Consider the following 24,418-nt stretch of genomic DNA (forward strand, 5'->3'; position numbering starts at 1 on the left):
AAGGCTCTGCTCGGTGATTAATTAAAATTTCATACCCGTCCCGGCTTTTCTGGAATCATTTTTGTTTGAAAGGAGTTAGTAATAATTTTAGGAAAGACCATATCATATTGGAAAAAAAACCAAGTTAATTAAGCACCTATGATCAACATCGGAATTATAGAGGATAACTATTTTCAATTGAATAACTATCGGGAGTTTCTCGAGGATTTTCAGGAGTGTAAGGTTGTCTTTGCATGCAAATCGATGGAGGAGTTCAGAGAGCTCTCCTTCAAAGAGGTAGATGTTAATGTCATCCTTTTAGACATTTCCCTGCCCGGAGAATCAGGTATACAAGGTATGCAGGAACTGCGTCGTGTATATCCTGAAGCGAAGATCATTGTCCTTTCCGGGCATGATGGTAAGCATTATGTAATAGAGTCGATTCGTAATGGTGCGAACGGATATATCATTAAGACAAGTCGTCTGATGGAAATTTATCATTCAATATTAGATGCCATCAGCGAGGGAGGGACCTTATCGCCAAAAGCCGCGCACTTGTTGATCAACCATATAAATAAGGATCCATTAGAAGATGTGAGGCACAAGCTCACCAAGCGGGAATATGAGTTACTGGCATTGCTCAAAGAAGGTTACTCATATAAGGAAATGGCAGACAAATTATTTGTTACTGTCTTTACTGTCAACCAACATCTCAAGAAAGTATATCAAAAGCTAAATGTTGCTACAAAATCCGAATTGATCTCAAAAATCTGGTCGAATAGTTTGTGTACAGCCTTATTATTTGTGGGTTTTGCAGGATTTTATTCAAATCAGTTTTTCGGATTATGAAACGTGTTGCATGCGTAAGCACTACTATCTTTAGTAGACACGTTTGTGTGAATACTGCGATTTATACTCTAGTAAGTAATAGTGTCAGAGGGCTTGATAAACTAATATTGTAATACGGAAAGCGCGGAAGAAAAACCTAAATAATAATAATTGGAACAATGTCTTTAAGTAAGGATTATTTAACCCGAATCGTTTTTCCGGTCCTTATCTGCTGTTTCTTTATGTCTTGTGTTAGTACGAAGCAATCAGTGTATTTTCACGATTTGCCAGATACTGTATTGGCACCCATACAAGGAAATTTTGAGCCGGTAATACAGAAAAATGACATTCTGCAAATCACGGTTAGTTCAATGAACGCGGAGGATGCAGTAATCTACAACACGCCTAGCATGGCCGCTGTGGGAGGGGCTGCAAGCAGTGGTCCCCAGGCAACAGGATTTTTAGTTGATGACTCGGGATACATACAGTATCCTGTATTAGGCCAGGTAAAGGTTACAGGTCTTACCAAGGCTCAGCTGACAAAAAAGATACGGGATCAGCTAACAGAGCGGAAGCTCCTTGTAGATCCGGTAGTCAGCGTACGGTTTCTGAATTATCGTATAACCGTAATCGGTGAAGTGGCCAGACCGCAGGTAGTGAACGTCAGCAATGACAGGGTCACTGTGCTGGAGGCACTGGGACTGGCCGGCGACATTACAGCATTCGGTAAGAAAGAAAACGTGATGCTTATACGCGAAAGTGACGATGGAACAAGAACAGTAAAGCGGCTTAATCTGAATGACAGATCGCTGTTATCATCGCCTTATTATTACCTGCGTTCTAATGATATTGTTTATGTAGAGCCTACCAAGGCGAAGGTGGCCAGTACAAACACCACCAGACAGGTATTGCCGATTATCATTAGTAGTATATCACTGCTGGTAATTATTTTAGACAGGTTAGTAATTAATTAGAGACACTGCTATTGATTTATTGAGAAACCATGCAACCAGATTATACAGGTCTTGCTAAGTGTCATGCTTATTACTAATCCCAATCTTTTAAACTCTTTGGCGGAATTACATGCAAAGAAAGAAAACCGATATCCGTAAGCAGCAGGAGGATCAGACCGATCTGCTGGAACTGCTCAGAAGCCGTTATCAGCCTTATTGGCCATTATTCGTACTCGCTGGTCTGATTGCTTTTGCAGGTGCATTTGTATACCTGCGTTACGCTACTCCTGTATATAGGATTACTGCTTCTCTGCTCATAAAAGATGATGCAAAGGGCATGGATGGCTCTGTGCTTTCTTCGCTGGACCTCTTTGGCTCCGGTAAGCAAATAGACAATGAAATTGAAATCCTGAAATCCAAAACACTGGCCAGACAAGTAATTCAACACTTAAACCTGTATGGCGAAATTGTGGAAGATGGCAAGATCAGAGATGTTGTAGTCTATCAGCAGACACCTGTCAGAATGGTGTTCCTGGAACCTGATCACGTAGCTCCGCTTGAGAACAGAAAACTGCCGCTCAAAGTAAATGAGGCGACTCAGCAGGTGACTATAGGTAACAATACTTATCACCTGCATGATACCGTTCAAACCCAATGGGGGCGTATGGTTTTCCTGCCTGGCAACGTGACGGATAATGGTAAACACAATTATTTTGTACACATCTCCGGCGATAAAGTACTTACTTTACAAATGATCGCCAACCTGAAGGTAGGTCAGGCAAATAAACAAGCCAATGTAATCAGCCTCGAATACAATGATGTGGTGCCAGCCAGAGGTGAAGCCGTGCTGAATGAACTGATGAAAGTATACGATGCAGCTGCCATCGATGATAAGAACAGAATGAGCGCCAAAACTATGGCATTCGTGGAAGAACGCCTTCGTATCGTTACCAATGAACTGGGTCAGGTAGAAGGTGAAATCGAAAAGTTCAAAACGAATGAAGGTTTGGTAGACATCGGCGAACAAAGCAAAATGTTCCTCGAAAATGTAAAAGACAACGACACAAAACTGACAGAAACAAATATGCAGTTGTCAGTATTACAATCGATAGAAGATTATGTAAAAGGTAGAAAGGAAGATGAGAACATGGTGCCTGCTACTTTGGGTCTTACAGATCCTGTCTTGCTGGAACTCGTAAACCGTCTTTCCGAAACCGAAATGCAGCTGACCAGACTGAAGAAAACAACGGGTGAAAACAGCCCGCTGTTAGCCAGCCTGGCAGATCAGAAAAAGAAGCTGGCTCCAGCCATCCTGGAGAACATCCGCAGCCTTCGTGCAAACCTGGAAGCAGGCAGGCAAAAGCTGATGGTGGATAATGCAAAGTATAGCAGCATCCTCAGGACCGTTCCCAGCAAAGAAAGAGCCCTTCTGTCTATCAGCCGTCAGCAGGCCATTAAGAACAACATTTACACCTTCCTCCTGGAAAAGAGAGAAGAAACAGCCCTGCAATATGCAGCAGCTATTTCAGACAGCCGTATCGTAGATGCAGCAGAAGCCGATTCTTTCCCATTCAGTCCCAGAAGGTCTATGATACTCGGTCTCGCAGTATTGGGAGGTCTGGCGGCAGTTGCCGGATTTATTTCCATCAAGGATATGTTCAACAGGGAAGTATTGTTCCGTGCTGACATTGAAAAGGCTACTACAGCACCCATACTGGCAGAAATCATGCAGGACGACAAAGCCCATCCGATTGCCATCACCGATGGTCGTCGTACAGCAGTAGCGGAACAATTCCGTGCGTTGCGTACCTCCCTCAGCTATATTGGCATTAATGGGGCAAATAAGACCATTATGGTCACTTCTTCCATCTCAGGTGAGGGTAAGAGCTTTATTGCCATTAACCTGGCTATAAGCCTCTCTTTGATGAAAAAGAAGGTGGTGCTGCTGGAGTTTGACCTGCGCAAGCCCAAGGTAAGTAAAATGCTGGATGTGCCACATACACCTGGTATCAGTAATTACCTGATTGGTCAGGCAGTTCTCGGTGAGATCCTGAAGAAACCAATTGAAGGGAACGAGTATTTCCATCTGCTTTCAGCCGGCGTGATTCCGCCAAACCCAACGGAGCTGATCCTGAATGGCAGACTGGAACAGTTATTAGCATCGCTTAGTGCCACTTTTGATTATATCATTCTTGATACTGCACCGGTAGGTCCGGTTACAGATGCCCGCCTGCTGGCACCATTTACAGATGCAACCCTGTATGTGGTACGCCATCAGCGCACGCCTAAGTTCCATCTCCGCATGATCGACGAATTATATCACACGCAGGAACTTGGGAAACTGAATATTGTATTCAACGGTATCAAAATGCGGGGTATACCAGGTTATTCCTACGGTTACGGCAATGGCTACGGCTATGGCAACGGCAATGGATATGGCTATGGGTATACGGACGAACATCAGAACGGTTCTACCAGTAAAAAAGGATTAACCCGCTTATTTAAATAAACGGGTTATACAGCACAAGGTTCTGATTCTGCCATTCAACATTTACTGAAACGCAAAAGACACTCATGGGACTGAGGAGGCGAAGCTATGCCTCCAGGTCAGCCACCATGCCCGCCGCTTGTCTTTGTAAATTCCACCAACACAGTCTCGATTTTTTAACCGTTAAAACCATTCCCATGGAACAGAATCTGAACTCCTGGTATGCAGTGTATACCAAGCCCAGATGGGAGAAGAAAGTCGCAGAATCGCTGATTCGTAAGCAGGTCGAAACTTATTGTCCTATCAACCGCGTCACACATCAGTGGAGCGATCGTAAGAAAGTAATTGAAGAACCCCTGTTTAAATCTTACGTGTTTGTGCGTATTCCCGAGAACATGAAAACAACCGTGCGGGAAACGGCAGGTATTGTCAATTTTGTTTACTGGCTGGGTAAGCCCGCTTGTATTCCAGAGCATGAAATTGACCTGATCAAGCGTTTCCTGCATGAATATGACAATGTGGAAGTAGAAAGTTTCCCGATTCACCAGAATGACATGATCCAGATTACTGCAGGCCCGCTCATGCATCAGCGTGGCAGGGTAGTAGAAGCCGGAAAAAATACGGTGAAAGCTGTTTTGTACAGCATGGGATTTGCACTCACCGCTACTGTTAAGAAAAGCGAACTGGTCCTTCTCAACAGCAATCAATACAGGCAACAGCCTTCTAACGTTTCGCTTTAACCCGCTTTTCCATGCAACATATACTCCTTTGTGGCGGATCTGGAACCCGCCTCTGGCCGCTGTCTAACAAACAGACGCCTAAACAACTGCTGCCTTTATTTGACGGTCAGAGCTTATTACAGCTGACCTGGCAGCGAAATGCGTTTGCCTGCGACAGCGTGCTGGCCATTGTAAATGAACAACAGGTCAACACAGTAGTAGATCAGCTGCACAGCTCCGGTGCAGTGCATGCCCGCTGGATTGCTGAACCTGTAGGTAGAAATACCGCCGCTGCCATTGCTTTAGCTGCTTTCATTGCTGATCCGGAAACAATCCTCCTCATTACACCAGCAGATCACCTTATTGGTACGCCAGACATCTATGCCCAGACTATTTTCCAGGCTGAGAAAATGGCGGCAGATAATCATCTCGTTACTATCGGTTTGCAGCCCGCCTATCCTGAAACAGGCTATGGGTACATCCAGTATGAGGGCTACGACGTAGTACGCTTTACCGAGAAACCGGACCTCGTCACTGCCGAAGCAATGCTCAACAGCGGAGACTACCTCTGGAACAGCGGTATCTTCTGCGGCAAAGCAGGGGTATTGCTCGGTCAGCTGGAACAATATGCACCTGCTATCTACACGGCCGCCGCTATTGCTGCTGACGAATACCTGGAATCAGGACGTATTCAGCCGTCTACCATGGAAGCCATTCCTGCAGATAGTATTGACTATGCCGTATTAGAGAAAAGCAGCATTGTAAAAGTTGTACCCAGTACAATGGAATGGAGTGATGTAGGTGGCTACGAAGCACTGGCCGAAGCACTTGCCAAACATTACCAGTACAGCAACAACCAGGCTGTCTTTATCCAGAGTGACCCTGTGAACAGCATGGTACTGGGCAAAGATAAACTGGTGGCACTGGTAGGTGTGGAGAATGTAGTAGTGGTCAACACACCTGAAGCCTTACTCATTTTACAAAAAGGGAAAGGACAGGAAGTGAAGCAGCTGCACCAATGGGTAAAAGAAAACAGACCGGAATTACTTTAAACTATCAACTATGCAACTGAATGATAAAATTTATATAGCAGGTCACCGCGGCATGGTAGGCGGTGCCATTAAAAGAAGACTGCAAACTTTAGGTTATAATAACCTGCTCACACGCAGTTCCGTTGACCTGGACTTACGTAACCAGGCAGCTGTAGACGAGTTCTTTGCCAGCGAACAACCTGATTACGTATTCCTGGCTGCTGCTAAAGTAGGCGGCATCTATGCCAACAATACTTACCGTGCAGAATTCCTGTACGATAACCTGATGATGGAAGCCAACATCATTCACGCTGCTTACAAACACGGTGTAAAAAAACTGATGTTCCTGGGTAGCTCCTGCATCTATCCGAAGATGGCCCCCCAGCCACTTACAGAGGATAGTCTGCTGACAGGGCCACTGGAAATAACCAATGAGCCTTACGCCATTGCCAAAATTGCGGGTATCAAGCTTTGCGAAGCATACCGTGATCAATACGGTTGCAACTTTATAAGTGTCATGCCAACAAACCTCTACGGTATCGGCGATAATTATCATCCTGAAAATTCACATGTATTACCTGCACTGATCCGCCGCTTCCATGAAGCAAAAGAAGCGGGCAAACCCAGTGTAGCCGTATGGGGTAGTGGTACTCCCCGCCGTGAGTTTTTGTTTGCCGACGACCTGGCTGCCGCCTGTGTATACCTGATGCTGCATTATGATGGCAAAGAACTGGTAAACATTGGCACCGGCGAAGACCTGAGCATCAAAGAACTGGCTGAAACGGTGAAGGATGTGGTTTGCTATGACGGCAAAATTGTATTTGACGCATCAAAACCTGATGGCACTCCACGTAAACTGATGGATGTTTCCAAACTGCATAGCCTGGGATGGAAACACACGACTGAATTGAAAGAAGGATTAGTACAAGCGTATGCGGATTTCCTGAAGAAACGTCATATGGCCGTAAGCTGAGTTTTTTTATTGCTCACAATGATAATCAAGTAAACTGATGAAAGTAATTGTTATTGGTACCGGCTACGTCGGTTTGGTGACAGGCGCATGCCTGGCTGAGGTAGGAACAGAAGTGGTATGTGTGGATGTGAATGAAACAAAGATCAGGAACCTGGAGCGCGGTATTCTTCCCATCTATGAACCCGGACTGGAAGAAATCGTGACCCGCAATGCCGCCAATGGCAGACTGTCTTTCAGTACTGACCTGGCAGCCGTGATCCCTGGTGCAGCTGTCGCATTTATTGCGGTAGGTACACCTCCGGGCGAAGATGGTAGTGCAGATCTGCAATATGTATTGCAGGTAGCGAAAGAGATCGGGCAGTCTATGACTGACTACCTGGTAGTGGTGACTAAATCAACTGTACCTGTAGGTACTGCGGTGAAAGTAAACAGGGAGATTAAACAGGCCCTGCAACACCGCGACACACTCCTTGATTATGATGTGGCTTCTAATCCTGAGTTCCTGAAAGAAGGCGCTGCAGTGCAGGATTTTCTGAAACCTGACAGGATTGTGGTAGGTGTGAATAGTGATAGAAGCAAAGAGGTGCTGGAACAATTGTACAGACCATTTTTGCTGAATGGAAGGCCGATTATTTTCATGGACATCGCATCTGCAGAAATGACGAAGTATGCAGCGAATGCGATGCTGGCAACGAAGATTTCTTTTATCAATGATATTGCCAACCTCTGTGACCTTGTGGGCGCAGATGTAAATATGGTGCGTAAAGGGATTGGCTCCGATGCACGTATTGGTACCAGCTTTATTTATCCAGGTATTGGATATGGCGGTAGCTGTTTCCCTAAAGATGTGAAGGCACTGGTGAAAACCGGTAAAGAATACGGGCACACATTGCGCATTCTGGAAGCCGTAGAAGCTGTGAATAATGATCAGAAACTGGTGCTGTTTGATAAGATCATGCATCACTATGAGGGAGAATTGAATGGCGTAACGTTTGGGATCTGGGGATTGTCATTTAAGCCGGGTACGGATGACATGCGGGAAGCCGCAAGCCTGGTATTGATCAATGCTTTGCTGGAAGCCGGCGCAGTAGTAAGGGTGTTTGACCCGGTGGCGATGGAAGAGGCGAAAAAGACTTTGGGAGATACCGTGGTATGGTGCGAAGATATGTATCACGCGGTGGAAGGTGTGGATGCGGTAGCGCTGGTGACTGAATGGAATGATTTCAGGTTGCCGGATTGGAGCAGGATGAAGGGGATCGTGGTGTTTGATGGAAGGAATATTTATGATCTGCCGTATTTGAAGAAGAAGGGGATAGTGGCCTATGGTATAGGTACAGCGCAGCCTTCTACGATAGAATTTATTTCAAAATAAAGAGAATTTGCATTTGTTCCATAAAGCGGAAGCCTCCGGCAGTTTTTGGAAATGCAGTAAGATAAATTTTTAAAACTTTTTAAAACTGTATAATATGAAAGTGGCCTTAATAACCGGTGTTAACGGACAAGACGGTGCCTACCTGTCAGAACTTTTATTAGAAAAAGGATACATGGTTCATGGTATTAAACGCCGTGCCTCCCTGATCAATACCGATAGAATCGACCACCTCTATCAAGACCCCCACGACCCAAATGTGCGTTTCAAACTTCACTACGGTGACATGACCGATAGCACCAACCTGATCCGCATCATCCAGGAAACACAACCTGATGAGATCTATAACCTGGCTGCGATGAGTCATGTAAAAGTAAGCTTTGACACACCTGAATATACTGCCAATGCTGACGGTATCGGTACCCTTCGCATTCTCGAAGCTCTCCGCATCCTGAAACTGGACAAAAAGACCCGCGTGTACCAGGCCAGCACCTCAGAACTCTATGGTCTGGTGCAGGAAGTACCTCAGCGTGAAAGCACGCCATTCTACCCACGCAGTCCATATGCAGTTGCCAAACTGTATGCTTACTGGATCACTGTCAACTATCGTGAAGCTTACGGCATGTTCGCCTGCAATGGCATCCTCTTCAACCATGAAAGTCCACTGCGCGGTGAAACTTTCGTAACCCGCAAAATCACCCGTGGTGTAGCAGCCATTGCCCTGGGCTTACAGGATAAACTGTACCTCGGTAACCTGGATGCACGCCGTGACTGGGGCCATGCAAAGGATTATGTAGAGGCCATGTGGAGAATTCTCCAGCAGGATACTGCAGAAGACTATGTGATTGCAACTGGTATCACTACCCCGGTACGCGACTTCGTAAGAATGGCATTTGATGAACTGGGTATCGAACTGGCCTTCACCGGCAAGGGTGAAAACGAGGTAGCGATTGTGACTGCCTGCCGTAACAAGGAATTTGTACTGCCTATCGGTAAAGAAGTAGTAGCAGTAGATCCTGCATACTTCCGTCCTACAGAAGTAGAACTGCTGATCGGTGATCCTACCAAGGCACAGACAAAACTGGACTGGCAGCCTAAATACGACCTGCCTGAACTGGTGAAAGAAATGGTAGCGGCAGATGTTGAGCTGTTCCGTAAAGAGTCTGTTGCACAATTTGAACATCTCATCGGTTAATCAATAAATATGGCGAAGCTATTACCGGTTAAGACTAATCTTTCCTTTCTCGACGGCCTTCGTGGGCTGGCAGCCCTGTACGTAGCTACAGGGCATGCCCGCTGGCTGCTGTGGGAGGGCGGAGAAAGTTTCAGGCAGGCGGGAGATTCGTATGGTGTGATCGGCAAAGCATTTGCATTAGGTATGTCCATGTTCAAATTCGGGCATGAGATGGTACTATTCTTCTTCGTGCTTTCTGGTTTTGTGATCCATCTTAAGTATGCGTTACAGTTAGCTAAAGGTCCGGACACACATTTCACCTTCGGTGCTTACTTTATGAAGCGCCTGAAGCGCATTATGCCACCTTACCTTTTTGCCTTTCTGCTTACGATCGTATGTGATAGCCTCGTGGCACATTACCAGTTTTCTATTTACACGCATACTACACCTTTGCCACTTGTCAATCAGAATATCACCTTTCATCATTCATGGGCATCCCTGATCGGGAATATCTTTTTTCTCCAGGATGCTTATGTGCCGGTGTTTGGTTCCAATGGTAGTATATGGTCACTGAAATACGAATGGTATTTCTATATGCTGTATCCTATCCTGCTGTTGACTAACAAGAAGTTTCCAAAGCTGACAATCCTTGGTGTGGCCGCCATTTTTGGGCTCTATGTAGCGGGCTTTCATACCGGGTTCATACTTTTCGATCAGGTAGTAGCGTGTTTATTCTCCTGGTGGGTAGGTGCATTCATTGCAGATATCTATACAGGCAGGGTAAAGGTAAACCGCTGGCTGATCTATCCACTGATGGTGATCGTACCATTGATCCCATTCATTCATACTTCCGGTCTCCCCACGCTGGTAAAAGATCAGATCGTGGCCTTTGGTTTCAGCGGACTGCTGCTGTTACTGTTGGATTACCGTGAGCGAAAAGCAGTGCAGGGCTTGGGCCGCCTGAAATGGCTGGGCGATTGCTCGTATACATTGTACCTGATTCATGCGCCCATATTGATTTTAGCAAACGGAATACTATTGCGTGTAAATCATAACCAGATGCCAAGAACATTTGTATTTGTATGGCTGGCAGTTGCCTTTGTTGTGCTGCTTGCGTATGCATTACACTTCATCCTTGAAAAACCATTTACTTCAACAGCCAAGCGCGTACCATTAAGCCATCCGGAGGTTATACCGGCGATGGTAAAATAAATAACTATCTGTATGAAAATTTTAGTTGAAAACTCGACCTGGAATAATATAGGTGACGGGTTTTACCAGAGTGCACTTTTCGTGTTGATTAAAAAATTATATCCGGAAGCCAATGTATTAATGGAAGAAGGGCCCATCTTCAGAGCATTTCGCCCGAAGAGTGAATGGCAAAAAAAGAATGCTCTTCATCTGATGGATTATCAATCTGCCGATTTGCATATTTTCTCCGGTCCTATGATTCGCCAGATACTGACGAATTATAAAGACAAGATCAAACAGATCAAAGAAAGAGGTGAGCAGTATGCACTGATCAGTGCCTCCAGCGCCGGGATCTCTGATTCTTTGCGTATTGAGACCGGGGAGTTTTTTCAAAAGTACCAGCCTTTGTTCTTATCATCCCGTGACCAGGATACTTACCTGAAGTTCAAGGATTATGTAAAGAACTCATACAACGGTATCTGTACTGCCTTCCTGGTAAACAAGATGCTGCCTGTGGATCAACTGGATAATAATTTCAAGTTCTTCATCAGTAGTTTCTACAGGGAGCTGGAGCCGGTGTACAAAGTGAATGGTGAAGTGGAAATTAAGAACGTAGAGCTGGATCGTAAAAAGACCTTCTTCGGACTCAGTCATCGTTTTAGCCGTCACCTGAACCGTTTCCGCCCTGTGCAGGATGGTGTGAACGGATATAAGATTGTAAGGGTCAACCAGGAAGTGTCCACGAAGTTTAACCATATCAATTTTGCATTGCCTAATTCGTTTTTGAGTTTCAATCTCCTTTCTTATCTGGCATTGTATAAATCAGCAGACTTCACGGTATCAGACAGGGTTCATTCCTGTGCAGTGAGTCTTGCTTTTGGCAAACCTGCCCGTTTGTTTACCAACAGCCCAAGGGCAGGGATCTTCAACAGACTTGGCTTTGACCATAAAAAGGATAATGGCATTATGTATCCAAATCTTGAAATCATCGATACAGAAGCGGAGAAATTATCTTCATTCATTAAGTCATCTTATTAGTTTTGAGCAAAAAGAATCTTTCCGGATCGCATGTATTTAACAGCATCAGCTGGATGTTGATGCAAACAGGTGCTACAAAGTTAACTTCCATCTTAGGACAGATTATACTGGCGTGGTTATTGGAGCCTGCGCAGTTTGGTCTTATCAGCCTGGTGTATACCGTTACCAGTATTGGTCTGATCATTCAGCAGTTTGGACTGAACGATGTATTGATCAGAAGGCAGAGAGCCTTTCATAACTGGCTTCCCTTATCTTTTGGTATCTCATGGGTATTCGGATTTATCTCCTGTATCTTTTTGCTGGTGCTGGGTTATGCAGGAAGCCTGATGTATAAGGATCATAACATTTTCATCCTCGTGGCCTTCTATGCACTGACCACCCCGATGGATGCACTGAGTGTGATTCCACTGACCAAGCTGCGTATAGAGTTAGATTTCAAAACGCTCTCTGTGATCCGCATCATGGAGACGGTGCTCACCATGTTTATGACGGTAGCACTGGCATATATGGGCTTTGGCGTGTACAGCTTTGTGATACCACCATTGATTGTATCAGCAGTTTCACTGATTGTCAAATATCGTGTTACGCATCTGAAGATTCATTTTAATCTGCACCTGCGCCGCTGGAAATACCTTACCGTAAGCAGCTCCTGGTCGCTGGTACATTCTATTGTACAGCGTATCATGGACCAGGCAGATTACATCGTGCTGGGTTTGTGGGTGAGCAAGACGATTGTAGGTATTTATTATATGGCCTTCAGCTTGTCTATCCAGGTAATTGGTTTTGTGGCGAACAACCTGCCGAGTGTATTGTTTCCCAGCCTGGCATCCATCAAGGATAGTCAGCGTGCAAAAGATATGTTTAAAAAGAGTGTGACCTATCTCTCCGTATTTGGTGCGGCATTTGCTATCTGGCAGGGTGCTACCGCCTATTGGATCGTACGTGTGTTCCTGTCTGCAAAGTGGGTGCAGACTACGGCGCTGGTAGAAATACTTTCAGTAGGAATGGCTTTCCGTGCAGTAGCATGGTTATGGTCCACACCATATAGATTGAAAGGGAAGTTTGCCGATATGGCTAAACAGTCTTTTTATTCGCTGATCTTTATGGTGATCCTGATAGTAGCAGCTACATTACCATGGGGTGTGTATGGCACAGCAGCAGCTGTATCATTCTACTACTTAGTGATCAGCCCCATTTGGTTATACAATGGATTTAAGCTGCTGGGTGGTACCTGGAAGGAAACGCTGCAGGTGTTTGTGATACCCATTCCATTAGCAATGCTTTGCTATGGCAGCTGCTGGTACTTCTTCCGTTTTCTTTACCTGGGTGCCAATCCCATTACGGCCATGGTCCTGATTTCAACAATTGGTTCAGGCTTATATGTAGGCGGCATTTACCTGGCTATGCCTGATACATTCGCTGAGATTAAAAGATTACTGTTAGAGAAATTTCCCGTCGCCAACGGAGTTAAACGCTTGCTCACAAGGAACTAAGTTAACTATGAAAAGTATTATTTCTACAGGACAAGGCAGACTACACCTGATACAGTCCGCCATTGCCATCAAAGAGCAGGGGGTAGATGTGGAAGTGATTACGGGTTGGGTACCCGGCAAGCACTTTCCTGACAAATTCATTAATGCCATGGGGAAGCTGGTAGGCCGGAGCAATCTGGCTTACGGCTTGCGCAAGCGCTCTCCAAAAGGATTTCCAAGAGAGCAGATCCGCACATGCAGCTTCTCAGAATTTTACATACAGTTTCTTTTTATCCTGACCGGAAAGAAGGTTTTAACGAGAGATAAAGCGGCAAGAATGGGATGGAAAGCGTTTGGTACTGAATCGAGAAAGTACATCCGCAACAGCCAGATCTTTCATGTACGCAGTGGTGCAGGCCGCGCTGGTGCTATTGAGAAAGCACGTGCACAAGGCATGAAGATAGTGGTAGACCACAGCATTGCACACCCCAGTGAGATCAAAAGACAGCTGGACAAGCTCCTGAGTGATAGTAAAGATTCAAAATTCATCAATATCTCCGATGGCTTCTGGAACAATGTACTGAAAGATTGCGAAGAGGCAGATGTGGTGCTGGTGAATTCAGACTATGTGAAAGACACTTTTGTGGCACAGGGTTTTGCTGCTGATAAGATCAAAGTGATTCACCTGGGTATCGATGAGAGCTTTCATTCACTGAAACAATCTTATGAATCAGGCACCATACGCCTGGTGTTCACCGGCAACTTCGGCGTACGCAAAGGGGCTCACCTGATCGTAGCGGCGATCGAACAACTGCTAAAAAAAGATTTCCCATTCACACTCGATGTGATCGGCAATGTATCGAACGAATTCGCTATTCCCGACTGGTTCAGGAATCATCCGGGTATCACCCTGCATGGTTCCATGCCACAGGATCAGCTGAAGACATTTCTCGCTAAAAGCGATTTGTATATTTTCCCCACATATGTAGAGGGCGCTGCCCAATCTGTGAAGGAAGCAATGGCAGCAGGCCTGCCTGTGATCACCACTGTAAATAGCGGGGCACCGGTCACACACATGGAAAATGGTTTTTTGATACCCGATGATAATGCCGAAGCACTGGCAGCGGCTATTGAGCAACTGAGCGCAGACCCGGCACTGAGAAAGGAAATGGGACTCAAAGCTGCAGAGACGATCCGCACAGGACATACCTGGGAACGATATGCACAGGAAGTAACTGAACTCTACAAAAGCATGATCAACGCATGAATTTATCCAGGAACAAATCGAATATAAAGATCGTATTGTACTCTCTGCTCAGTTCTGTGCAGATGTCGTTTGTCGGTACGCTTATTATGAGTGAAGTATATGCAGGTCTCAACTCATTGAATTTTGGGCGTATCAGACAACTGTACCGCAACAATCCTGATGTGAAGAAGGTGCAAAGAGCGATGTTTATATTCCTTGTGGTACAGGTGCTGAGCGATGTGATCAACAACAACAGCATGAACAACATGCTGAGGGGTTGGGCAGCCATTGGGGTATCACTGGTGGTTTTCACCTTTATGTTCAGGATGTTTGACGATACACCCCGGATCATTCTCGCCTTCATGTGTGCGGAGGTGGTTCGCCTGATTCTCTTTGGCAGTTCGAACCTGGAGCAGGATACCTCTTCGATGATGGAGGACTATTCGCTCTTTAAGTTCAGGATTGCCCCTATTACGAACAATGTTATTTTACTGATCACTTTTTATACATATAATAAGCGAAAGGATATGCTCACGGTGGGCATCATCATGCTCTATGGCCTTGCCAATGTGGCGCTGGACTTTCGCTCCAACGGGATGTTCTTTCTCTTTAGTGGCCTGATCATCCACTTCCGCAGGGTGCTCATGAACATGACCCTTGCAAGAAAGATCGGCCTGACCATTTTTGTGGGCATCCTTTTCCAGATCCTTTATATGTTTTATGTAAACGCGGTATTATCCGGTGAATTTGGAGGAAAGCATGCGGGCGATCAGCTATCGGAAGCAGGTAATCCTTACAACCCGTTTTCACTGATCGGGCAGGGACGCGGTGAATTCTTTGTAGCCATCGAAGCGGTGAAAGATGCCCCCTGGTTAGGTCATGGCTCCTGGGCCGTAGATGAGAATAACCATTACCGCAGTCTTATGTTCAAGGACCTCGACAAGGACAAAAGCCGCCTGCTGGCATTGAATAACAGTGGGGTGATACCCAGTCACTCTATCCTGTTAGGATCCTGGGTATACGGAGGAATCATTGCAGCCGGCTGTATGTTCTTCATCTTCTTCCTCACCATGAAACGAGGCTTCTCGCTCATGATGGATGAACGGGCGATGGAGACACCTTACTATCCGATCCTTGTATTTTTTACGATAGAGTTACTCTGGATATTCCCATTTTCACCTTTGCCACATATCCGAAGTACGCTGCCACTCACGATCGCATTTATACTTACCATTTACCATTCATTAAAAAATGACGAATACGATGAAGAAGAAGATCTGCTTCCTGACAACGGGGGATATCACGACGATAGCTACTATGAAGCGCGCCCTGGGAATGGCCAATCCGCTCGCTGACCTGGGATGGGAAGTATCCATTATCGCGATGGACTGTGCAGAGAACAGGGAAAGAGCCGGCATCGAATGCGGACCTGATGTAGCTGTATATTATTACAAGCCAGCCAACATGAACGGTGAGGTAGAACAAAAGATCATGCTGCTGAAAGAAATTCGTCCTGACTATATTTATTTCTGCTCTTTTGGATTCCGTAACTGGATCAGGAAGAGTGCGCTGGGCTTCAATCCACAGATGGTGATTGAGCACTCTGAATTGCAATCAGGGATCCCTGATAACAAAGGTTTGAAAAAGATCATGGCGCACTTTATTGAATCACTCTCTGTAGTGTATGCAGATAAACTGATTTGCGCCAGCCGATACCTGGAAACTTTCTATCGTAAGAAGTCTAAGCAATTTTTGCGTCGCAATATGTCTGTATTGTATTCTCCATATGCTTACAGTACTGAAGTGATCGATGCTCCAAGGCTACACCTGGAAGAGCTGCAGGCAAAGTATGCAGGGAAGACAGTGCTGATCTATATGGGCACGATGACCCGGAACTATGGCCTGTTCACCATGATAGATGCGGTCAAAGCAGCGGTGAAGGAAACACCTGATATCAAATTGTTATTGTTGGGCAGGGGCCGGCACCTGGATGAAGCAAAGGCCTATGTCACTGCCAATGGCCTGGATGCATATATTGAGTTCCTGGGTTATGCGCCTGAAACGATGCTGAGTTCTTATTTTGAACTGGCAGATGCATTCATCTCACCATTAAATGATACGGTACAGGATTGGGCGCGTTGTCCCAGCAAGATCTACATGTACATACCTTTTCATAAACCGGTATTCACCTGCAATATTGGTGAGCCGAAAGAAATATTTGGGAACGAAGGGTACTATTTCGACAACTCCCGGCCAGATTCACTGGCTGAGTTGATTACGGGGCTTGTCCGGCAGCAGCTGGAGCGTGTGCCATTGGACGTTACGGCGCATAGCTGGACAACCCGTTCCCGTGAATTTTCCAACTGGATACTACAAAAAGAACCGATGTATGCATAAAGCTGTTTTACTTTCTAAGGGAGAAGGAAACTTTTATTTCGGTTTCCATGATCTGGTCGCATGGAATTATGCCGGCGATAAATTACTCGCATTAAGAATCGATGATATGCTGACACCGCCCAATCCTGATGTACCCTGTGATATCGGGTACCTGGACAAAGAAGGACGGTATCATAAAATGGGAGAGACTTATGCATACAATTATCCACAGGGTGCACGCCAGCAGTGGATTGGTAAATCAGACCTCTTCATTGTAAATGATAAAATTAATCATGCATGGCGTTCTAAGATCTATAATACAAAAACAGGTGAATGTACGCCGCTCGAATTTCCTACCCATGTGATTACAGATGATGGGTGGGCCTTTGGTCTGGACTATGCGCGCCTGTTCAGGGTAGGTGGATATGGTTACACAGGTTTGCCGGATGCATATGCGGCTGAAGATGCGCCTGCCAGCTCTGGTATTGTAAAGCACAATGTATACACTGGTGAAGAGGAAATGATTATCTCTGTAGCAGAGGTAGCCAACTACCAGATGAATGCGAACCTGGGGAATAACCATTATTTCACGCACCTGTTGCTGAATCCTTCACAGAAAAGAGTCGCGTTTTTACATCGTTATAAACTGAAAGATGGTGGTGAGACTACCCGCCTGATGACGATCAATACAGATGGTTCCGAACTGCATTGCCTGGCAAGCGGTTTCCTGAGCCACTTTGACTGGCAGGATGACAATCACATTGCCATTTGGGGACGTACAGGTAGTAGTGTGGAGAAACTGCGCAGCTCATTGTTGTATCGTATGCTGCCCACTGGCCTGGTTGGAAAAGGCAAGAAGATCATCAAAAAATTATTGTATAAGCCCAAACCAGGAGTGAACAGTAATCCGGGCTTCAACTGGTTGTTGTTCACCGATGCGGAAGGGGCACCTTATTCATTGCTGGCAAAGGATGTGATCACTGAAGATGGGCACCCGATGTTCTGCCCGGCAAACAGGGATTGGATGATCTGTGATACTTATCCCAACAGTGAAGGTATCCGCACCTTGTTCTTATTCCAATACAGTACACAGCGCCGTGTAGATCTGGGCACCTATAAGATGCTGGATCAGCAGCCTGACCTCGATAAATCTATGCCATTTTTACAAGGTGTGGACAAGGCGGTGTTGAAAGCATTCTCGCCTCAGCAGATGGCTTTCACCCGCAGTGGTCTGCACTGTGACCTGCACCCGAGATGGAAGGCAGACGGTACCATGGTAGCGTTCGATTCTATCCACGAAGGCAGCAGACAGATTTATGGATTCGATGTAAGTGATATTATTAAATCAAAAGACACAACCCCTGCTCATGAACGACAGGCAGCACATTACGGGGTTTGATTTTATTAGACCTATTGCCGCTTTTAGTGTTGTATGGATCCATGGCTGTGCCGGCAGTATCTGGACTAGGAAATTGAACCCTTTGAATAGTTATGCGGTACCGGTATTTATCGCGATTTCAATGTTCCTCTTTGCGTGGCAGATCATCGGTAAGGGGCGCAGGAACTTTAGAGAAATGCTGGTGACCCGTATCCAGCGGCTGATGATCCCCTTCTTTTTGTGGACACTGATTTACCTGGCAATAAGATTGTTCAAAGCAAGGTTTGTACACGAGCCTTTTGAAATGAAGTGGATAGAGACGTTCGTGTTCAAAGGCAGTTCTTACCAGCTATGGTACCTGCCCAACCTTTTCTACCTGAGCATCCTGTTCTTTCCCTTATTGAACGTGGCGGTAAGAAACAGGAAGACGGCGAATGTGGTGATTTATTTCATCGTGCTTATCGCTGCTGTCGTTCTGTGGTATACACCAGCGGATATTAAACAGGCGGATTGGTTTACACGGCACATCCTGCTGTATTTCGTGCCTTCACTTATCTCTGCATCTATCGGGATGTTGTTTTACATCAACTATGAAAAAGTGAAAGAGAAGTATGGTACGAGCTTACAGGTCCTGGTACCGGTATGGGCACTGGCGCTGTTTTTTGCACAGCTGTTGATACCGCATGTATTGACAGGATTAGCTTTTGTGGCGGTACTGTTTCCATTGCTCTTATTCCAGTTGAATGGCAGTTACCTGGGTATGAAGGCACTGTCCAGGAATTCAATGGGCATTTACCTTGTACACGGTGTATTCCTGGAAGGAATTAAAACAGGTATGCAGCTGATCCATCACCCTGTACAGGGACTGGCGCTGACACTGGGATCCATTATCGTGACTTACCTGCTCAGTTTTGGGGTGTCTGAAATTCTATCCAGGAATGACATACTGCGAAAGTACCTGATGGGCAATTAAACTTTTATTATGATCGCAATTTTGCAACCATATATACCTCACTACAGGGAGGAGTTTTTCAACATGCTGAAGGAGCAGTTGCCAATGGACCTGTATTGTTATGAGAAGCAGGCCGACATCGGCAAGGATCATTTCAAAGGGGCCAATACAGGCATCATTCCGTTATCTGCGATTGTGAAAGGACCTTTTGTTTTCTACAACCCGTTTACGTTGCTGAACAGGAAGTACAATGTGCTGGTATTGATGCTGAATTTTGGTCACCTGAGCACCTGGCTGATCCTGCTTATGAAACCTTTCATTAAACAAAAGATTGTGCTATGGGGCCATGGTATTTCTGTAAAGCGATATGTAAAGGAAGAAAAGAAGCCGCATTTTTTATTGCGCTGGATGATCGCTTTATCAGATGGTGTGTGGTTTTACACAAAGAAAGAACTGGACGTGTGGAAAACCTTTATGCCTAAGCTGAACGGACATGCACTGAACAATACTATCTCTGGCGTAGATGCGATCCTTGAGCTGGATATGCCGGATAAGCAGGCGCTGAGAGAAAAATATGGTATTGCACAGCAAAGAGTGCTCATCTACTGTGCAAGATTCAATGAGCCGGGCAGGAGAGTGGATCTGCTGGTAGAACTGATTGAAACATTGTCACCCGAAGGATTTGCATTTGTGATTATTGGCGATGGCAGACTGAAACCTGATTTTTCTGCTTATCCACATGTTAAAGACTTTGGTGCATTGTATGACAGAAAGGTGAAGGATGAGTTGTTCAGCATGGCAGATATTTATTTTCAGCCGGGATGGGTAGGCTTATCAATCGTGGAAGCGATGTCTTACGGTAAGCCGGTGTTTACATTCAAACGTTCCGAATCGATTTTACAATGTGTGGAATATAGTTATATCAGGCATGGTCACAATGGAATGATCTTCGACAGCATGCGGGACTGTGTGGATGCCTTGTCGCTGACTACAGAAAAAGAGATTGGCAGGATGGGCGAGAATGCCCGTGCTTATGTAAAACAGGAATTAACCATGGACACAATGGCGGATAATGCCCTGACAGCAATCCGACATATTTCTTCACCCAAGCCGGTTCTACATGAAGACACAAAATAAGTTATGGCCACTGGAGGTCTGCAGGGGATTGGCAGCTTTGTACGTGGTGATGCACCACTCCAGGGAGTTGTTGCCAGCTGCGATACGGCCATTGTTGTTGTTCGGCCAGGAGGCAGTGATCCTGTTTTTCCTGCTCAGTGGTTTTGTGATTCATTACAACTACAGTACGAAGTCTGCATTTGACAGGAAGGATTTTCTCTGGAAACGCTTTGTACGCATCTATCCAATTTTCATCGTGGTCATGATATTGAGTGTAGGAATTGATTATGCCATTGGTACTGCCGATGCACATACTGACCTGGCCAGTTTTGGGTACAACCTGCTGGGATTACAGGATTCACAGTTGCAGAAGCCGGGTATAGGTTATGCTACATTTGGCGATAATGATCCTTTATGGAGCCTGGGCTATGAAGTATGGTTTTACCTTTTTTATGCTATCACGGGGGCTGCACAATTCAACAGGAATTTATTGGCAGTAACAATCCTCTCGGTGGTGTCAGCTTTGGTCTTTTCTTTTTTTCCCAACAAGGCTTGTCTTACAATATTATACCTGCCTATCTGGTGGCTGGGGGCTGCGCTGGCGGAGGCTTCACTTTCAAACAGGTATGCACCTTTCTGGAAAGGGATGGGCAGTTTGCTGATTACGCTGGCGGCATATGTAGCAGCGAGTTATCCTGCTATCAGGGCCAGTCACAGCACTATAGGCTTACATCCTTTTATTGAGATCAGGCATTTTATAGCGGCCATTGGTTTTGCGGTGGTATGGATGTTGGCAGCGCGCTTTGTGCCGGCGGAGAAATTCAGGTGGATGGAACCACTATCCTTTTTAGCACCTGTCTCCTACGGTATCTACATTGTGCATGTGCCCCTGTTGCGATTTGTGAAGCACTACATGGGGCCAGGTGCGCTGACATGGATCTGTTTTGCAGCATTGACTTTATTGATGGCTTATCTCCTGGAGATACATTTTCAGAAAAGAGTGGCTATGCCCTTATTGATTAAAAAACGTAAGAAAGCAGCGGTCACCATGCCGGTGATCAGCGCAAAAGCATCATAATGAAAATCTTATTTATTGTTCCTTCTTACAAGCCGGCTTTTATATACGGCGGGCCAATTGTAGTGATAGCCAGGTTGGCTGAGAGACTGGTGCGCCTTGGGCATGAGGTGACCGTGTATAGCACGACAGCAAACGGTCACCAGGAGCTTGAAGTACCTGTGAAGACACCTGTACAGGTTGATGGGGTAACGGTGTACTACTTTCCAAGAATTACAGGTGATCATACACATGTATCTCCTGCTTTGTGGAAGCATACGTGGAAGACGGCCAAATCATTTGACGTAGTGCATATTCATTCATGGTGGAGTTTCCTGGTATTAGGTGCTTCGCTCATGTGCAGGTTGCGAGGCATCAAACCGGTACTTTCTCCGCACGGCATGTTCTGCGATTATGTGCTGACAGCGAAGAACCAGGCAAAGAAGAAAGTACTGCACAATGTAATTGGGAAGAGTTTGCTGAAGCATACTTACCTGCATACCTCTTCTCCGATGGAGTGGAATGAATGTTTGCGCATCAATAATGGCTGGCAGGGTGCAAAGATCTTTAACCTGGTAGACCTGCCGGTAGCAGAATATCCCCGCCGGGAAAATGAGGTGTTTACCATCAGTTTTCTCTCCCGTGTGGACCCTAAGAAGGGCCTGGATATCCTGCTCTTTGCTTTATCAAAAGTGAGTTTCAAATACAAACTGCAGATAGCTGGTTCCGGTGAAGAAGCGTATGTAGCGGAGCTGAAGACAATTGTATCGACGCTGCATATGGAAGAGCATGTAGAGTGGGTGGGCTGGAAGAATTCAGAAACGAAGTTCCCTTTCCTGGCCAATACAGATCTGTTCGCACTCACTTCTCACAATGAAAACTTTGCCATCGTGGTGATTGAGTCACTGTATGTGGGTACGCCTGTATTGATCAGTAACAATGTCGGATTATCGGGGTATGTGGAACAAAACAGGCTGGGATGGATTACAGGTATCGAAGATATAGAAGAGGTAAGAGCGAAACTGACGATGGCTTACAATGATAAGCTGGAGCGTAACCGCATCACTGCTACAGCAAGAGAGATCATCCTCAGGGATTTCAATGAGAACAAGCTGGCAGGGGATTACGTCACATTGTATCAAAGTTCAGGAACAGCGAAAAAGGTTATATAATATGGATCTGGCAGTCATTATTCTTACATACAACGAAGAGAAACATATTGGCCGCTGCCTGGAAAGTATGCGGCGGGTATCGGATGAGATTTATATCGTAGACGCATTTTCTACGGATGAGACTGTGGCGATTGCAGAGAGTTATGGTGCAAAGGTGTTCCAGCATAAATGGGTGAATTATGCACAGCAGTTTCAATGGGGACTGGATAACTGTGGTATCAAAGCTCCCTGGGTAATGCGTATGGACTCAGACGAATACCTGGAGCCTGGATTGATCCGGGAAATCAATCATAAGGTACATCAACTGCCTGCTGACGTGAGTGGTGTTTACATCCGCAGAAAGGTATTGTTCAAAGGCAAGTGGATTAAGCATGGTGGTTTTTATCCGCACAACCTGCTGCGCATCTGGCGGAATGGTGTAGGGAGTATTGAGCAGCGCTGGATGGATGAGCATATCGTATTGTCGCAGGGTAAGACGGTGCAGTTCAAAGAGCATATAGTGGATTACAACCTGAATGCGATACACTGGTGGGTAAACAAGCATAATAACTATGCGATCCGTGAAATGGTAGACCTGCTGAATATTAAATACCGCTTGCTGGATGCCGATAAGCGATTGCTGGAGATGGAGAGTACACAGGCTAAGAGAAAACGTTTTCTGAAAGAGCGGGTTTATTCTTCTTTATCGCCTGGTATGCGGGCATCCTTTTACTTCCTGTACAGATATGTGTTGAGGTTTGGTTTTATGGACGGGTATCATGGATTTGTGTTTCACTTTATGCAGGGATATTGGTATCGTTTACTGGTAGATGTGAACCTGGAAGAGTTTGAGCGGAAGCTGAACGGGGATAAGGGGAAGGAGAAGATGCTTGCGGTGTTGAAGGAGGATTACAATATCGTGCTCAATTGATGTGGATGAGGAAGAAGATTCTTTATAGTGTAGGTTATTTCGTGCTGTTGTTTTATATCGTGTTCTGGGCACCGTGGAGAAAGGGGGTGAAATTGTCAGAAGCAGAGCGGTTAAGACTGCATCCGATCGTAGATAGTGTGAAGGAGCTGTTTAATAATCATGGGGCAAAGTGGTGGGTGCATGCTTTCTATTTCTGCAGCAATTTATTTGGCAATATCATTATGTTCCTGCCTTTTTCCTTTGTGATGATGTGGGTATTCAATATGACGAATGTGATAAAGATTGCCATACTGGCCTGTTTGTTAAGCCTTGCCATTGAAGTAACACAATATTATACGGGAACAGGCGTAGCTGATGTCGACGATGTATTGCTCAATACGACAGGCGCTATTGTTGGAGTTTATTTATGCCGCTTTTTTCAAAACCATTATAAATATTTCATACACCGATGAACACCGATCTATCCAGGTTTAACACAGGTAACTATGCAGCCGGACCCAAGTGGAAAATCGGATTATGGTACCTGGTTAACTATTATGTTTTTAACAGTGCTTTACCATGGCCCTATGGTTTTAAGCGGAGGCTGTTGCGCACATTTGGCGCGAAGGTGGGCAAGGGTCTTGTGATCAAGACTAAAGTAAGAATCAAATACCCGTGGCGCTTATCGATCGGCGATCATTGCTGGATTGGGGAGAGTGTGTGGATCGATAACCTGGATGATGTATACATTGGCGATCATGTGTGTATATCACAGGGCGCGATGTTGCTGACAGGTAATCACGATTACAAGCGCAGTGATTTTCCTTACAGGCTGGGTGGCATCAGAATAGAAGACGGGGTGTGGATTGGTGCACAGTCAGTCGTTTGTCCGGGTATTGTATGCGGCTCCCATGCTGTGCTGACGGTGAAGTCAGTAGCAGCAAAAGATATGGAAGCCTGGAGTATATATGCAGGGAATCCTGCCATTTCAGTACGTAAAAGAGAGATACTAGCATAGTT

At 45.6% G+C, this 24,418-nt stretch carries 22 protein-coding genes; all 22 read left to right on the top strand.

The features are described 5' to 3' along the window. Window positions 1-138 precede the first annotated feature (138 nt). The 22 genes from DXN04_RS04005 (at window position 139) to DXN04_RS04110 (ending at window position 24,416) form a co-directional block, all read left to right on the top strand. On the top strand, window positions 139-828 hold the full coding sequence (locus DXN04_RS04005; protein ID WP_116851993.1) for a response regulator: 690 nt from the start codon (window positions 139-141) through the stop codon (window positions 826-828). Between the two features lie 221 nt (window positions 829-1,049). Continuing rightward, window positions 1,050-1,781 (top strand): polysaccharide biosynthesis/export family protein, encoded by a 732-nt coding sequence (locus tag DXN04_RS04010; RefSeq protein WP_262512429.1) that lies wholly within the window; start codon window positions 1,050-1,052, stop codon window positions 1,779-1,781. Window positions 1,782-1,890: 109 nt separating this feature from the next. Further along, window positions 1,891-4,269, top strand: a complete 2,379-nt coding sequence (locus DXN04_RS04015) for a GumC family protein (RefSeq protein ID WP_116851995.1) — start codon at window positions 1,891-1,893, stop codon at window positions 4,267-4,269. Between the two features lie 176 nt (window positions 4,270-4,445). Further along, window positions 4,446-4,988, top strand: a complete 543-nt coding sequence (locus DXN04_RS04020; RefSeq protein WP_116851996.1) for a UpxY family transcription antiterminator — start codon at window positions 4,446-4,448, stop codon at window positions 4,986-4,988. A gap of 11 nt (window positions 4,989-4,999) precedes the next feature. Beyond that, complete coding sequence (locus DXN04_RS04025) at window positions 5,000-6,019, top strand: mannose-1-phosphate guanylyltransferase (RefSeq protein WP_116851997.1); 1,020 nt, start codon at window positions 5,000-5,002, stop codon at window positions 6,017-6,019. Window positions 6,020-6,029: 10 nt separating this feature from the next. Next, window positions 6,030-6,971, top strand: a complete 942-nt coding sequence (fcl, locus tag DXN04_RS04030) for a GDP-L-fucose synthase (RefSeq protein ID WP_116851998.1) — start codon at window positions 6,030-6,032, stop codon at window positions 6,969-6,971. 37 nt (window positions 6,972-7,008) lie between these two features. Next, window positions 7,009-8,343, top strand: a complete 1,335-nt coding sequence (locus DXN04_RS04035) for a UDP-glucose dehydrogenase family protein (protein ID WP_116851999.1) — start codon at window positions 7,009-7,011, stop codon at window positions 8,341-8,343. A 94-nt stretch (window positions 8,344-8,437) separates the two neighbouring features. After that, window positions 8,438-9,535: a GDP-mannose 4,6-dehydratase gene (gene gmd, locus DXN04_RS04040; RefSeq protein ID WP_116852000.1), complete on the top strand. Its 1,098-nt coding sequence runs from the start codon at window positions 8,438-8,440 to the stop codon at window positions 9,533-9,535. 9 nt (window positions 9,536-9,544) lie between these two features. Beyond that, complete coding sequence (locus DXN04_RS04045) at window positions 9,545-10,726, top strand: acyltransferase family protein (RefSeq protein ID WP_116852001.1); 1,182 nt, start codon at window positions 9,545-9,547, stop codon at window positions 10,724-10,726. 12 nt (window positions 10,727-10,738) lie between these two features. Then, window positions 10,739-11,743 carry a polysaccharide pyruvyl transferase family protein gene (locus tag DXN04_RS04050; protein ID WP_116852002.1) on the top strand — a complete coding sequence of 335 codons (1,005 nt, stop codon included), beginning with the start codon at window positions 10,739-10,741 and terminating at the stop codon, window positions 11,741-11,743. A 2-nt stretch (window positions 11,744-11,745) separates the two neighbouring features. Then, window positions 11,746-13,236, top strand: a complete 1,491-nt coding sequence (locus tag DXN04_RS04055; RefSeq protein WP_116852003.1) for an oligosaccharide flippase family protein — start codon at window positions 11,746-11,748, stop codon at window positions 13,234-13,236. Between the two features lie 7 nt (window positions 13,237-13,243). Then, complete coding sequence (locus tag DXN04_RS04060) at window positions 13,244-14,482, top strand: glycosyltransferase family 4 protein (protein ID WP_116852004.1); 1,239 nt, start codon at window positions 13,244-13,246, stop codon at window positions 14,480-14,482. Then, entirely contained in the window at window positions 14,479-15,816 is a 1,338-nt protein-coding gene (locus DXN04_RS04065) for a hypothetical protein (protein ID WP_147319829.1), read from the top strand. The genes DXN04_RS04060 and DXN04_RS04065 overlap by 4 nt, the downstream gene beginning before the upstream one ends. Further along, window positions 15,725-16,858, top strand: coding sequence for a glycosyltransferase family 4 protein (locus DXN04_RS04070; protein WP_158568837.1), 1,134 nt, complete (start codon window positions 15,725-15,727; stop codon window positions 16,856-16,858). Before DXN04_RS04065 ends, DXN04_RS04070 begins: the two co-directional genes overlap by 92 nt. Beyond that, window positions 16,851-18,236, top strand: coding sequence for a hypothetical protein (locus tag DXN04_RS04075; RefSeq protein ID WP_116852007.1), 1,386 nt, complete (start codon window positions 16,851-16,853; stop codon window positions 18,234-18,236). Before DXN04_RS04070 ends, DXN04_RS04075 begins: the two co-directional genes overlap by 8 nt. Next, on the top strand, window positions 18,205-19,188 hold the full coding sequence (locus DXN04_RS04080; protein ID WP_116852008.1) for an acyltransferase family protein: 984 nt from the start codon (window positions 18,205-18,207) through the stop codon (window positions 19,186-19,188). The genes DXN04_RS04075 and DXN04_RS04080 overlap by 32 nt, the downstream gene beginning before the upstream one ends. Window positions 19,189-19,197: 9 nt before the next feature. Continuing rightward, window positions 19,198-20,304: a glycosyltransferase gene (locus DXN04_RS04085; protein WP_116852009.1), complete on the top strand. Its 1,107-nt coding sequence runs from the start codon at window positions 19,198-19,200 to the stop codon at window positions 20,302-20,304. Next, on the top strand, window positions 20,288-21,361 hold the full coding sequence (locus DXN04_RS04090; RefSeq protein ID WP_116852010.1) for an acyltransferase family protein: 1,074 nt from the start codon (window positions 20,288-20,290) through the stop codon (window positions 21,359-21,361). The genes DXN04_RS04085 and DXN04_RS04090 overlap by 17 nt, the downstream gene beginning before the upstream one ends. Beyond that, the gene (locus DXN04_RS04095; RefSeq protein WP_116852011.1) at window positions 21,361-22,509 is read left to right on the top strand and encodes an XrtY-associated glycosyltransferase XYAG1; all 1,149 of its coding nucleotides are present in this window, start codon (window positions 21,361-21,363) and stop codon (window positions 22,507-22,509) included. The genes DXN04_RS04090 and DXN04_RS04095 overlap by 1 nt, the downstream gene beginning before the upstream one ends. 1 nt (window position 22,510) lies before the next feature. Next, a complete protein-coding gene (locus tag DXN04_RS04100) occupies window positions 22,511-23,419 on the top strand; it encodes a glycosyltransferase family 2 protein (RefSeq protein ID WP_116852012.1) in 909 nt (302 codons plus the stop codon). Between the two features lie 5 nt (window positions 23,420-23,424). Beyond that, window positions 23,425-23,871 (top strand): VanZ family protein, encoded by a 447-nt coding sequence (locus DXN04_RS04105; RefSeq protein WP_158568838.1) that lies wholly within the window; start codon window positions 23,425-23,427, stop codon window positions 23,869-23,871. Beyond that, entirely contained in the window at window positions 23,868-24,416 is a 549-nt protein-coding gene (locus tag DXN04_RS04110) for a WcaF family extracellular polysaccharide biosynthesis acetyltransferase (RefSeq protein WP_116852014.1), read from the top strand. The genes DXN04_RS04105 and DXN04_RS04110 overlap by 4 nt, the downstream gene beginning before the upstream one ends. The last annotated feature ends 2 nt before the right edge of the window (window positions 24,417-24,418 follow it).

Source organism: Chitinophaga silvisoli, from assembly GCF_003412465.1.
GTDB lineage: Bacteria > Bacteroidota > Bacteroidia > Chitinophagales > Chitinophagaceae > Chitinophaga > Chitinophaga silvisoli.